Raw genomic sequence first — 12210 nt, 5'->3', positions numbered from 1 at the left:
TTACCCTATGAGGCTTGAACTTGTTGCTGACAGTACCCTAGATCCTCAAATAGGAAAGGTAACGCCCACAATTGGACTCTGACAGTTTCAACTACCGTAAAACTTGACGGCTTTACTGATTTTCACGCAATTAAAGACCAAGCAGACGTGGGCCCCGTTTCCGGTGAAAGCACGTTGGCTTTCTATCCAGCTCATTACAAGCTGGCTTTCGCTTTTTCTGCTCTCCTGTTCCCGCATCCTCAACAGCGTCTCTTACGAGTTGCCTGCCCTATTGGGGCAAAGATACGGGGTTTCCGAGTTCCATTTTCATTACACGAGTTACTTAGGTTCTACCTATCCACCGATGGCGCATGAGTCAGCGTATCCCCAGATGTAAAAGAGATAACCGGCCATATACCTTTTGGTCAGAGCGTTAGTGACGACTAATCCTCCCAAAGGGATAATTAGTCGTCACAACAATAGCCTTACGCTCGTCGAGGCTGACGGTGTTTATCAGTAGTTCACTTACGTTAACCATATAACTCAGCCTAGCCCCTCAACCACCTGCTATTGGCGATTGTCTTAACCTTCACTTCGCAGCAAGGATTAACCACTTGCGTGGGGGTACATTGTCAGGAAGCTCCGCACACCGCGTTACCGCAGATGCACTATCCCTAGGCTACTATTGGCTGAACAATAGGTCTCACTGTCCAATCACCTACCCGTCCGAGTATGAAATTGGTTAAGACAATAATGAAAACAGCTTCGCACCGTGTAGGTGGCTCAAGCTTAAATAAGACACGAATATTCCCGTTACTTCACAGACACTAATAGTGCTGCTTCAACGTATATCATTCGCCTAAAGCGAGGGACACAGACTTTCACCCATGCCTAAAATCGGACCTCTTACGAGGACCGATATTCGGGCTTGGGTTAAGCCCGAATATCGGGTTTTATTTATTTGCTATTTCGGCGGGTGGGATAGTAACCACAACATAAAGTTAGTGGTTACTATGGACGTAGCCCGCTCGGCTAGCCTACCTACGCGACTCTCGTCGCACTACATCATCCCTCCCATACCGCCCATGCCGCCCATATCAGGCATTGCCGCTTCTTTCTTCGGTAGCTCAGTCACCATAGCTTCTGTGGTGATCATGAGGCCCGCGACTGAAGCTGCGAACTGTAGAGCACTACGAGTCACTTTGGTTGGATCCAAAATACCCATGTCGATCATATCGCCATATTCACCCGTCGCAGCGTTGTAACCATAGTTACCTTCACCAGCGCGAACATTGTTAGCTACAACAGAATCCTCTTCGCCCGCGTTTTTCACGATTTGACGAATTGGTGCTTCCATCGCACGTAGTGCAACACGAATACCTACGTTTTGCTCTTCGTTGTCACCTTCAAGGCCCGCAACTTTAGCAGCCGCACGGATCAGTGCAACACCACCACCCGCAACCACGCCTTCTTCAACGGCTGCGCGAGTTGCATGCAGTGCATCTTCTACGCGATCTTTCTTCTCTTTCATTTCAACTTCAGTGGTTGCACCGACTTTGATCACTGCAACGCCACCTGCCAGTTTGGCCACGCGTTCTTGTAGTTTTTCTTTGTCGTAATCTGAAGTTGCGTCTTCAATTTGTTGACGAATTTGTGCAACGCGACCTTTAATGGCTTGCTCTTCACCTGCACCATCAATGATGGTGGTGTTTTCTTTAGTGATAGAGATGCGCTTCGCTTGGCCTAGATCTTCCAAGGTCACTTTTTCAAGCTCAAGACCGATCTCTTCAGAAATCACAGTACCGCCCGTTAGGGTAGCAATGTCTTGTAGCATCGCTTTACGGCGATCACCAAAACCAGGTGCTTTCACGGCAGCAACTTTTACAATACCACGCATATTGTTCACAACTAGCGTCGCCAATGCTTCACCTTCAACATCTTCCGCCACAATCAGTAGTGGACGAGAAGCTTTTGCTACCGCTTCAAGTGCAGGAAGCAGTTCGCGAATGTTAGAAATTTTCTTATCAACCAATAGGATGAATGGGCTATCTAGATCAACACTGCCCGCTTCTTGGTTATTAATGAAGTAAGGAGATAGGTAACCACGATCAAACTGCATGCCTTCCACTACATCGAGTTCATCTTGCAGTGCTTGGCCTTCTTCAACAGTGATAACGCCATCTCGGCCCACTTTTTCCATCGCTTCAGCAATGATGTTACCCACGCTTGAATCCGAGTTCGCAGAAATAGTACCCACTTGCGCAATCGCTTTAGTGTCTGAACAAGGTACTGAAAGCTCTTTCAACGCTTCAACCGCCGCCACGACAGCTTTGTCGATGCCACGCTTAAGATCCATTGGGTTCATACCCGCTGCTACAGCTTTCAAGCCTTCAGTGATGATCGCTTGCGCTAATACCGTTGCGGTTGTCGTTCCGTCACCCGCTGCATCGTTAGCTTGAGAAGCAACTTCTTTCACCATTTGTGCACCCATGTTCTGGAATTTGTCTTCCAGTTCAATTTCACGCGCAACAGTGACACCATCTTTGGTGATAATAGGTGAACCAAACGATTTATCTATCACAACGTTACGGCCTTTAGGGCCAAGGGTGACTTTTACTGCATCGGCTAGAATATTAACGCCTTCTAGCATTTTAATACGTGCATCGTTACCAAATTTAACGTCTTTAGCAGCCATCTTTAATTTCCTTTTCTAAATTCTGTTTTAATCAATCGTTTTTGAATCAGAGCAAAAATTACTCAATGCTTACTCGACAATCGCCATGATGTCGTTTTCAGACATAATGAGCACTTCTTTACCGTCGATCTTTTCCGTTTTAGTACCGTAGCTTTCTGCAAAAATAACCGTATCACCTACTTTGACATCCAGCGGTTGTACCGAACCATTTTCAAGGATTCGGCCTTTGCCTACTGCTAAGATGACGCCGCGAGTCGATTTCTCTGCAGCGGAACCTGTTAGAACAATGCCACCAGCAGATTTAGATTCAACTTCTTGGCGTTCAACGATAACTCGGTCGTGTAATGGACGAATGTTCATCGGTCGTCTCTCCTGATTAGATTTTCCGTTAGGTTTATGAAAAGGCTGATTACTCAGCTCGTGAGTGATATGTGGGGGAGCAAGCAAGGGATCCCAAGGGGGGAAAGCGAAAATTTTGTGATCTATTTAACGAATTGATAGCGAATCTTGGTTCTGTGCTGACAAAAGTTACTAGCGGCTCATCCTGTATAGTCAATAATTTGCTTTATTAAGCTGCTTCTTCATAATAGATAAGGCAAACAGAGGAATGCGATGAAAACCATTGACCGAATACTTCAAACCATCAAACGCGATGGAGCGGTAACCGCTAAACGACTGGCCGACGACCTAGGTATTACCACCATGGGGGCTCGCCAGCACCTACAAAGTTTGGAAGATGATGGCATTGTGGCGTTTCATGATGTCAAAGTAAAAGTCGGACGCCCTACTCGACACTGGTCTTTGACACAACAAGGCCACGACCAATTTGCTGATCGGCATGGCGAGTTAATCATCCAAGTGATTGATGCTGTTGAGCACCTTTTTGGTAAAGAAGGACTAGCCAAAGTGGCGGCAGAGCGTGAAGCTCACACATTAGCACAGTATCAACAAGCATTAATTGATTGCCACAGTTTAGAAGAAAAACTAGCTAAGCTAGTGACGCTTCGTGAGCAAGAAGGCTATATGGCAGAGCTCATACCATCAACGAACGGTTACACTTTAATTGAGAACCATTGCCCTATCTGTAAAGCTGCGGCACGCTGCCCTAATCTGTGCCAATCTGAACTTAATATTTTCCAAACGTTGATCGGTGAGCAATATGTAGTTGAGCGGAGCGAACACATCATTATGGGTGAGCGTCGCTGCCGTTATCAAATCACACCACGCTAAGATCGTCTCATTAGTAAGAAATGGCGATTTCGTTCCAACTCCTACCTCATTGATCGGTTATGCTTTCATTGTGTTGATAAAACAATCAACAGAGAAATAGTGTAAAGGAGAAAGATATGGAGCCCCCTCAAAAACAGGCCTTACCTTCTTTTGATGAGTTGGTTGAACTTGCCAAACATAATCCAGATGCCTTTACGCAACTGAAAAAAGATATCTGTGAAGAGATGATCCTCTCCTCTTCCAACAACATGCAAGACAGGTTATGGGCTCAGCAAAGTCACATTGACTTGGTGGTGAGCCAATGCAAAAACCCTGTCCATGCTAATGTTATGCTGATGCGTGAGCTCGGCGAACAGATGATGAAATTTAGAAATGCCTTAGATGGCGAATCGGCGCGCACTCAACCGAGCGCGACCATCATTCCATTTGTGCCGCGCCACAGCGACTGGCGTTAACCTCGCTATTTGAAGCTTTTTAAAACAACAGGAGGCATTGGCCTCCTGTTGTTTCATCAATTTTTTTCTATCAAGTTTACTCTGGTTCAGGTCCGTAGCGGTTGCGGCTTTGCGTTCCCTTCATAAAACCACATTCGACTAAAATCCATGAGCCACAAACCAGTGCGACCAGCGATACCAATGACTCTGTCATACTGGCTTGAGTGGCAATCTCGGCACTAGCAAAAGGCATACTCATACGGCCGATCACCAAGGGGACATTAAGCAATAACCACCAAGCAGACTTATCTCTGTCATGCCAACGTTTTACCGTGATGGCCAAATCAGGCAGTAACACCACTAGCAAAAACAGCGGCAAGATCAGGTGCGTATAGGCAGGAAATATTTGGTTTGCAGCGAGTGCGAAGCCCATAATGGACGCGTAATAACAGAGATTCCACATCCAAAATACTTTGCGCCCGATGCGTCCTTGAAATGAAAATAGCAGTTCTTTAATTGACATCTTGTTACCTAAAATGGTTAATTTACAACCTTTTGGAAGCAATCTTTATCCATATCACGCACATTCACGGTCAGACTCCTGACTTGACTAGCTTGCTGTTGCAATACCGTCATTAATTGACGTGACAACTCTCTTTTTTGTTCAGGTGTCCGCCCTGACAGCAAATCAAAGCTGAGGTGAATAAAATCAACACTGTCGCCCTCTTCACCAATGCACCAATGGTGGCAGCGTAGCGCCCGTGATTTCACTGAGTCAGCGTCAAATAATCCGCAGCGAAGTGCGACTTGGTGAAGATCTTCCAATAACCCTTGAACATTCACACGCTCATCCACAGAGTTCGAGTATTCCATAACAAGGTTGGGCATACGAATTCCTTTTCTTCATTCATGATCAAATTTCAACACTGGTGAGCCTTATTGGTATCACTAGCTTTTCTTTTAACAGCCACTAATAGCAATTAATCTCGTAAAATCCGAGCCATTATCGGCTATTCTGTCTATCTGATCACTGATAAGGGGTGTCACGCATTGCTTAAGATCCCATAAAGTCATGACTCGAATCATGATCTGACCGATTTTATCTGTTATATTCTTTCGCAATCACGTTTATTTTTGACATTCATTCATTTTAACTTTGATAGATAATGGAGATATTCCTATGCGTCATCCTGTAGTTATGGGTAACTGGAAACTAAACGGCAGCAAAGAGATGGTTGTTGAGCTGCTAAATGGTCTGAATGCAGAGCTTGAAGGCGTAACGGGTGTTGACGTAGCCGTTGCTCCACCAGCACTTTTTATTGACCTAGCAGAGCGCACTCTGACCGATGCGGGTAGCGCGATCATTCTGGGTGCCCAAAACAGCGACGTACACAACAGTGGCGCATTCACTGGCGATATGTCTCCAGCAATGCTGAAAGAATTCGGTGCAACACACATCATCATTGGTCACTCTGAGCGTCGTGAATACCACAACGAATCCGATGAATTTGTGGCGCAAAAATTTGCATTCCTAAAAGAAAATGGCCTAACACCAGTACTTTGTATCGGTGAATCTGAAGCACAAAACGAAGCTGGCGAAACAGTAGCCGTATGTGCACGTCAACTTGACGCTGTGATCAACACTCAAGGTGTTGAAGCGCTAGAAGGTGCGATCATCGCTTACGAACCAATCTGGGCGATCGGCACAGGTAAAGCAGCAACAGCAGATGATGCTCAACGTATTCACGCTGCCATTCGCGCGCACATTGCTGCAAAATCAGAAGCAGTCGCGAAGAATGTCGTTATCCAATACGGCGGTTCTGTAAAACCTGAAAATGCAGCAGCTTACTTCGCACAACCAGACATTGATGGTGCTCTAGTTGGCGGCGCAGCACTTGATGCGAAAAGCTTTGCAGCTATCGCAAAAGCAGCAGCTGAAGCGAAAAAAGCGTAATTATTCACACTAATTATCGTTAAGAAGGTCAGCATTTGCTGGCCTTTTTTGTTTCTTCACTCGCGTCACACTTCCCATCCCAGCAGCTATAGTCGCGATCGCCAGAATCAAGTATCCTAACGTTTTGCTTAACCTACGTTGCCAGTAATGCACGATAAACACGGCCTATTAACCGCCCCAATTCCAAATGTGCTCAGTCAAATGACGATCCCAATGATTTTTGGTTTGATCGCGATTTTGATGTTTAACTTGGTCGACACCTTTTTTATCTCACTGCTGGGCACCGAATCTCTTGCCGCCATCAGTTTTACCTTTCCCGTCACCTTTGCGGTTAACTGCATCACCATGGGAATTGGTATTGGACTTTCGACGAGTATTGGCCGCTTACTCGGTCAAGGTGACGCTAAAAATGCAGCGCGTTTTTCCAGTCACGGCGTGTTACTGGCTGTGGTGCTGGTGACATTTGCTTCAATTCTGGGTTTACTGACCATTAAGCCACTCTTCCTACTGCTTGGTGCCACTGACGATTTAATCCCTTTGATTGAGCAATACATGCAGGTTTGGTATTTGACCATTCCTTTGCTCGTTATTCCCATGGCTGGTAACAGCGCAATTCGAGCCACGGGTGACACCAAAACGCCGGCTAAAATTATGATGCTCGCAGGTTGTATTAACGGTCTGCTCGATCCGCTACTGATTTTTGGTTATGGCCCTTTCCCTGAATTAGGAATCCAAGGTGCTGCTATTGCCAGTGCATTCAGTTGGTTAGGCGCACTGTGTGGATCGCTATATATCTTAATCAAAAGAGAAAAATTATTGGCATGGCCGTATTTTCCTACTTTATGGCATGATTGGCAGCAGATCTTAAAAGTGGGCACACCAGCGGCACTCTCCAATGCAATGAATCCACTCTCTGGCGCGCTATTAATGATAATGCTGGCCAGTCATGGCACGGCTGCCGTGGCCGCTTACGGCGCCGCGCAGCGTATTGAGTCGATACTCATTTTGGTCTTGATGTCACTAACCTCAGCACTGACTCCCTTTATGGCACAAAACATCGGCGCAAAAAATATTGAGCGTAGCTTTGCTGGCTTGTTCCTCAGCATGCGTTTTTCTATCGTATTTCAATTGATGATTTTTGCGATGATGGTACCGCTGAGCATCCCTTTGTCAGCCCTATTTTCTCAAGAGCCCTCGGTGCGCGATCTATTGTGGCACTATTTGCTGGTGGTGCCACTGAGCTATGGCTTTCAAGGCATTGTGATGATGCTTGTCTCTGGATTGAATGCATTGCATCAACCCATGCGCGCCTTTCAGTGGAGCGTGATGCGGCTATTTGTGTTCACTCTTCCTGCCGCGTGGTTAGGTTCGTATCTCTATGATGTCGAAGGGCTGTTTATCGGGATTGCCGCAGGCAATACCTTAGGTGGGCTGCTGGGTTATTACTACGCCCTGCGTCTAAAACGAACTTACCTGTTTCGCTAATGCTACCATTTATCTGGTTGAGCACGTCGTGGTGAACTAAATATAAAAAAGCCAGCATTCATGCTGGCTTTATCACTTAGAAGCATCGCCTTTCAGCGCGAGAAACTACTCTTCAATCTCGTCAAGGTCATCATCTAAGTCCATATCCACATTTAAAGGCTCAGGAGATAAAATAATACCCGTATTATCAGCGTATAAATAATCTTCAGGTAGGAAAGTGACGCCACCAAAATTGACAGGCACATCCACTTCACCGATACCTTGATTGGATGCTCCAACAGGAATAGAGGCGAGCGCTTGAATGCCGATGCTCATCTCTTCGAGTTCATCCACTTCGCGGACACAACCGTAAACAACGATGCCTTCCCACTCATTTTCTTCAGCAAGAGCGGCCAATTCTGCATCAATCAGCGCACGGCGCAGTGAACCACCACCATCAATTAACAGCACCCGTCCTAGCCCATCTTGCTCTAATACTTCACGGATTAAGCTATTATCTTCAAAACATTTAATCGTCGTAAGCTGGCCAGCAAAGGATGCGCTTCCACCAAAGTTACTAAACATTGGCTCCACCACATCGACTTGGTCGAGATAAATATCACATAACGCAGAGGTGTTGTATTCCATAATGGTTCTTCTCTTGCCGAAAATTATCTTCACCGAGTATATAGGGTCATTAAGTCATTGCAATGACAAGCGACAATTAACTCGTCAGAGTTTGAGCTATAACAATTCCAACAAACAACAAGTTGGTGATCAGTGAACATTTGACGATAGCGGGCATCATAGGTGCTATCTGCGCAGGTTGATCACTCACCCACACCGCTTTACTGTGTTTTACCACTACCACAATGCTCAACAAAAAGGGCAAACTGATCCACGTTGGGCTGCTTTGCATCACCAAATACCAAGCAAAAGCGATCACCGCACCCGCCAATAGCATAAAGTGATATTGCTTGGCGCGCGTTTGCCCAAGACGTACGGCAACGGTTTTTTTACCGCAAACTGCATCATTTTCAATATCACGCATATTGTTGACATTGAGCACCGCTACTGCCAATAAGCCACAGCCTAACGCGGGTAAGAACAGGCTCGGTTCCACATGGCCGGTATGCAAGAAATAGGTTCCAGACACCCCAAGTAAACCAAAGAAAATGAATACGGATAAATCACCTAAGCCGACATAGCCGTAGGGTTTGTTACCGACCGTGTAAGCAATCGCGGCCACAATAGCGAGCACGCCCAGTCCGACAAAAGCCAGAATACTTTGCACGCTATCCAGTGCATAAAAGATCAACACCAAACCCGAGATAACCGTCAATGTGATGTTAATCAGCATCGCTTGCTTCATATCATCGAGCGTCACCGCACCGGATTGAATCGCCCTGATTGGCCCTAAGCGAGCCTCATTATCCGTGCCCTTGACCGCATCACCATAATCATTTGCAAGGTTAGATAAGATTTGTAATAAGGTCGCGGTAAGCAGAGCAAGCAGCGCTACTGGCAACGAAAAATGGCCCGATGAGAAAGCTAACGCGCTGCCCGTTAAAATAGAAACTAGCGCGAGAGGGAGCGTTTTAGGCCTGGCCGCATCAAGCCAGATATGGAGCGAATTCTTCATGCAAGGTCACTGCCGTTCAAAAAAGGGGTCAGTATATACTGTTCTGCTGACGAGTATAACACGGCAATAAAAAGCCCGTCACTTTGGACGGGCTACAAACGGTCTACTGGCCATTCGACCCGCTAAAGAATAAAGCGGCTCAAATCTTCATTCTCGACTAACTCACCTAGGCGCTGCTTGACATAGGCGGCATCGATAATCATTGAGGAGCCAGGTTTTTCTGTTGCATCAAATGAGATTTCATCCATCAAACGCTCCATCACGGTATGCAGGCGACGTGCGCCGATATTTTCCGTGGTTTCATTCACTTTCCACGCGGCTTCCGCAATTTGAGTGATGCCATCTTCAGTGAATTCAATGTGCACCTCTTCCGTCTTCATCAGCGCAATATACTGCTCGGTCAGAGAGGCTTTCGGCTCAGTCAAAATACGTTTAAAGTCATGGCTCGATAATGCTTCAAGTTCGACGCGAATCGGCAAGCGGCCTTGCAACTCGGGGATTAAATCAGAGGGCTTCGCCACTTGGAATGCACCCGACGTAATAAAGAGGATATGATCAGTTTTAACCATGCCGTGCTTAGTCGAGACAGTACTGCCCTCAATCAAAGGTAGCAAATCACGTTGCACTCCTTCACGCGACACATCTGGACCTGAGCTTTCGCCGCGTTTACAGATTTTGTCAATCTCATCGATGAAGACAATGCCGTTATTTTCAACATTAAAAATAGCTTGATCTTTCAGCTCTTCCTGATTGACCAATTTTGCCGCTTCTTCCTCAGTCAAAGCTTTGAAGGCCTCTTTGATTTTGAGTTTGCGTTTTTTCTTGGTATCTCCCGCAAGGTTCTGAAACAAACCTTGCAGCTGATTGGTCATTTCTTCCATACCCGGAGGTGCCATAATTTCAACCCCCATTTGAGGGACAGCGACATTGATTTCAATCTCTTTGTCGTCGAGCTTTCCTTCACGCAACTTTTTACGGAAGATTTGGCGAGTGTTCGAGCTCTCTTCGCCCTTTTCATTCTCTCCCCAAGCATCACGAGCTGGCGGCAATAAAGCATCTAAAATACGCTCTTCTGCTTGCTCTTGCGCGCGAAATTGCACTTTTTCCATCGCTTGCTGGTGAGTCATTTTTACCGCGACATCGGTTAAATCGCGAATAATGGTTTCCACTTCTTTACCAACATAACCCACTTCGGTAAATTTGGTCGCTTCCACTTTAATAAATGGTGCGTTGGCAAGCTTGGCGAGACGACGAGCAATTTCCGTTTTTCCCACCCCAGTTGGACCAATCATCAAAATGTTTTTCGGCGTTACTTCGGCGCGCAAGCTCTCTTCGAGCTGCATGCGACGCCAGCGGTTACGCAGCGCAATCGCCACCGAACGTTTGGCTTTATCTTGACCAATAATATGGCGATTTAATTCGTGAACAATTTCACGTGGAGTCATTTCAGACATCAGATTTTCCTTAATTCTTTACCCTAACACTGTCTTTATTTTTCGGTGATCACTGTTTGTTGCAGTAGCAATTCCGCCGGTATTTCTAGTTCTTCGATAGTGTGGAAATGGTTGGTAAACACGCAAATGTCGCCCGCAATTTTCAGTGCTTTTTCAGCGATTTCACGTGCATCTAAATCGGTATTTTCTAATAATGCAGTCGCCGCAGCTTGAGCAAAATTACCACCCGAACCGATAGCAATCAGGTCGTTTTCTGGTTGAACGACGTCACCATTGCCCGTAATAATGAGCGATGCCGTTTCATCAGCCACCGCTAAAATCGCTTCTAGCTTACGCAGTGCTCGGTCACTACGCCAATCTTTTGCCAGCTCAACCGCGGCCTTAGTAAGATGACCTTGATGCATTTGCAGCTTACTTTCAAAGCGCTCAAACAAGGTAAACGCATCGGCTGTGCCACCTGCAAACCCTGCCAAGACTTGATTATTGTACAGACGGCGAACCTTGCGCGCGTTGCCTTTCATTACGGTATTACCGAGCGATACTTGTCCGTCACCGGCGATGACAACTTTATTATTACGACGTACAGAGACGATGGTAGTCACGACAGGACCTCTTATTTGTTTTCACGATGGAGTTAGCAAATATATGAGGATGGTTGGGGAAGATTTCAAGTCACAAAAAACACTCACCGCGAATCGATTGGATGCGGTGAGTGATCGCTCTTATTGTGGTTCAGTCCAAATGGCGCACGGCTCAATTTTAGCGCGTTGTAATTTATGCTCGTCACGCTGCGCATCACGCTTATATTTGTATGGCCCTAATACCACGCGATACCAGCTGCTGCCTTCCGTTTTTCGGATTTCACTTTTTAAACCCTGAAACGCGATATCAAGTTTACGGCTTTCAGCCTGTGCCGAGGTTTTGTACGCCCCACACTGCATGATATAAGGGATTTCAGACACTTTTTGTTCTTTGGCTACCACTTCTACTTCACGTTTCGGCAAGCTATCCACGTAATCCCATTTTTCCTCAGGGGGCGGTGGAATCACTTTCTCTGGCTTAGGTTTTGCGACTGGTTTTGTAGGAACCACAACCGCTTGAGGCGGCTCAGGATCACGGCTGAGTAAGAACAGCCCATAACCAAAACCGGAAACGAGCAACAGTGCCAATAAGCCACTACGCCAAGGTTTACGACGTGGAGTTGTTTTTTTCGGGGTCGGCTTTTTCGGACTACGACCGCGCCTTACATAATCTTTATTAGCCACAGAGAATTCAAAAGTTGATGGTTTGTGCCAATGTTAATGCAGTTTCCAACGACTTAATAGTGTTGAAAGAGTTGCAGCGCATCAAAAATGCGC

Annotated in this window: 13 protein-coding genes; 4 read left to right on the top strand and 9 right to left on the bottom strand. The window is 46.2% G+C overall.

Going from position 1 to position 12210, the window contains the following annotated elements; genetic code table 11:
• Positions 1-1039: 1039 nt before the first annotated feature.
• Positions 1040-2674, bottom strand: coding sequence for a chaperonin GroEL (gene groL / locus EXZ60_RS05330; protein WP_013855861.1), 1635 nt, complete (start codon positions 2672-2674; stop codon positions 1040-1042).
• A 69-nt stretch (positions 2675-2743) separates the two neighbouring features.
• On the bottom strand, positions 2744-3034 hold the full coding sequence (locus EXZ60_RS05325; RefSeq protein ID WP_010317634.1) for a co-chaperone GroES: 291 nt from the start codon (positions 3032-3034) through the stop codon (positions 2744-2746).
• 252 nt (positions 3035-3286) lie between these two features.
• Here EXZ60_RS05325 and EXZ60_RS05320 point away from each other — a divergent pair, with 252 nt between their 5' ends.
• Both EXZ60_RS05320 and EXZ60_RS05315 read left to right on the top strand, forming a co-directional pair.
• Positions 3287-3904 carry a metalloregulator ArsR/SmtB family transcription factor gene (locus tag EXZ60_RS05320; RefSeq protein WP_017043200.1) on the top strand — a complete coding sequence of 206 codons (618 nt, stop codon included), beginning with the start codon at positions 3287-3289 and terminating at the stop codon, positions 3902-3904.
• 116 nt (positions 3905-4020) lie between these two features.
• Positions 4021-4359, top strand: coding sequence for a DUF3135 domain-containing protein (locus EXZ60_RS05315; protein ID WP_013855858.1), 339 nt, complete (start codon positions 4021-4023; stop codon positions 4357-4359).
• Between the two features lie 76 nt (positions 4360-4435).
• Here the strand turns inward: EXZ60_RS05315 and EXZ60_RS05310 are convergent, their stop codons facing one another.
• Both EXZ60_RS05310 and EXZ60_RS05305 read right to left on the bottom strand, forming a co-directional pair.
• Positions 4436-4861: a DUF805 domain-containing protein gene (locus EXZ60_RS05310; RefSeq protein WP_026027889.1), complete on the bottom strand. Its 426-nt coding sequence runs from the start codon at positions 4859-4861 to the stop codon at positions 4436-4438.
• A 17-nt stretch (positions 4862-4878) separates the two neighbouring features.
• On the bottom strand, positions 4879-5226 hold the full coding sequence (locus tag EXZ60_RS05305) for a 5-carboxymethyl-2-hydroxymuconate Delta-isomerase (RefSeq protein WP_013855856.1): 348 nt from the start codon (positions 5224-5226) through the stop codon (positions 4879-4881).
• 292 nt (positions 5227-5518) lie between these two features.
• Here EXZ60_RS05305 and tpiA point away from each other — a divergent pair, with 292 nt between their 5' ends.
• A complete protein-coding gene (tpiA, locus tag EXZ60_RS05300; RefSeq protein WP_026027419.1) occupies positions 5519-6292 on the top strand; it encodes a triose-phosphate isomerase in 774 nt (257 codons plus the stop codon).
• Positions 6293-6439: 147 nt separating this feature from the next.
• Complete coding sequence (locus EXZ60_RS05295) at positions 6440-7777, top strand: MATE family efflux transporter (protein WP_185762017.1); 1338 nt, start codon at positions 6440-6442, stop codon at positions 7775-7777.
• 105 nt (positions 7778-7882) lie between these two features.
• Here the strand turns inward: EXZ60_RS05295 and rraA are convergent, their stop codons facing one another.
• The 5 genes from rraA to EXZ60_RS05270 all read right to left on the bottom strand — a co-directional run bounded on the left by rraA (position 7883) and on the right by EXZ60_RS05270 (position 12117).
• Entirely contained in the window at positions 7883-8404 is a 522-nt protein-coding gene (rraA, locus tag EXZ60_RS05290) for a ribonuclease E activity regulator RraA (protein WP_129532797.1), read from the bottom strand.
• A 76-nt stretch (positions 8405-8480) separates the two neighbouring features.
• A complete protein-coding gene (locus tag EXZ60_RS05285; RefSeq protein ID WP_017043197.1) occupies positions 8481-9398 on the bottom strand; it encodes a 1,4-dihydroxy-2-naphthoate polyprenyltransferase in 918 nt (305 codons plus the stop codon).
• 122 nt (positions 9399-9520) lie between these two features.
• Positions 9521-10852 carry an HslU--HslV peptidase ATPase subunit gene (gene hslU, locus EXZ60_RS05280; protein ID WP_013855851.1) on the bottom strand — a complete coding sequence of 444 codons (1332 nt, stop codon included), beginning with the start codon at positions 10850-10852 and terminating at the stop codon, positions 9521-9523.
• A 35-nt stretch (positions 10853-10887) separates the two neighbouring features.
• On the bottom strand, positions 10888-11454 hold the full coding sequence (hslV, locus tag EXZ60_RS05275) for an ATP-dependent protease subunit HslV (protein WP_017046778.1): 567 nt from the start codon (positions 11452-11454) through the stop codon (positions 10888-10890).
• 120 nt (positions 11455-11574) lie between these two features.
• Positions 11575-12117 (bottom strand): SPOR domain-containing protein, encoded by a 543-nt coding sequence (locus tag EXZ60_RS05270; protein WP_017043196.1) that lies wholly within the window; start codon positions 12115-12117, stop codon positions 11575-11577.
• Positions 12118-12210 lie beyond the last annotated feature (93 nt).

The sequence above is a fragment of the Vibrio sp. 1151_11 genome, assembly GCF_029478525.1.
GTDB lineage: Bacteria > Pseudomonadota > Gammaproteobacteria > Enterobacterales > Vibrionaceae > Vibrio > Vibrio anguillarum.
The sequence above is the reverse complement of the archived record's forward strand: the minus strand, read 5'-3'. Positions and strand labels throughout refer to the sequence as shown.

Bases quoted from the DNA above. Each gene is read 5' to 3' on its own strand.
- groL (WP_013855861.1), bottom strand. From the start codon at position 2,674: ATGGCTGCTAAAGACGTTAAATTTGGTAACGATGCACGTATTAAAATG.
- EXZ60_RS05315 (WP_013855858.1), top strand. From the start codon at position 4,021: ATGGAGCCCCCTCAAAAACAGGCCTTACCTTCTTTTGATGAGTTGGTT.
- EXZ60_RS05305 (WP_013855856.1), bottom strand. From the start codon at position 5,226: ATGCCCAACCTTGTTATGGAATACTCGAACTCTGTGGATGAGCGTGTG.
- EXZ60_RS05285 (WP_017043197.1), bottom strand. From the start codon at position 9,398: ATGAAGAATTCGCTCCATATCTGGCTTGATGCGGCCAGGCCTAAAACG.
- rraA (WP_129532797.1), bottom strand. From the start codon at position 8,404: ATGGAATACAACACCTCTGCGTTATGTGATATTTATCTCGACCAAGTC.
- EXZ60_RS05325 (WP_010317634.1), bottom strand. From the start codon at position 3,034: ATGAACATTCGTCCATTACACGACCGAGTTATCGTTGAACGCCAAGAA.
- tpiA (WP_026027419.1), top strand. From the start codon at position 5,519: ATGCGTCATCCTGTAGTTATGGGTAACTGGAAACTAAACGGCAGCAAA.
- EXZ60_RS05295 (WP_185762017.1), top strand. From the start codon at position 6,440: ATGCACGATAAACACGGCCTATTAACCGCCCCAATTCCAAATGTGCTC.
- hslU (WP_013855851.1), bottom strand. From the start codon at position 10,852: ATGTCTGAAATGACTCCACGTGAAATTGTTCACGAATTAAATCGCCAT.
- EXZ60_RS05310 (WP_026027889.1), bottom strand. From the start codon at position 4,861: ATGTCAATTAAAGAACTGCTATTTTCATTTCAAGGACGCATCGGGCGC.
- EXZ60_RS05320 (WP_017043200.1), top strand. From the start codon at position 3,287: ATGAAAACCATTGACCGAATACTTCAAACCATCAAACGCGATGGAGCG.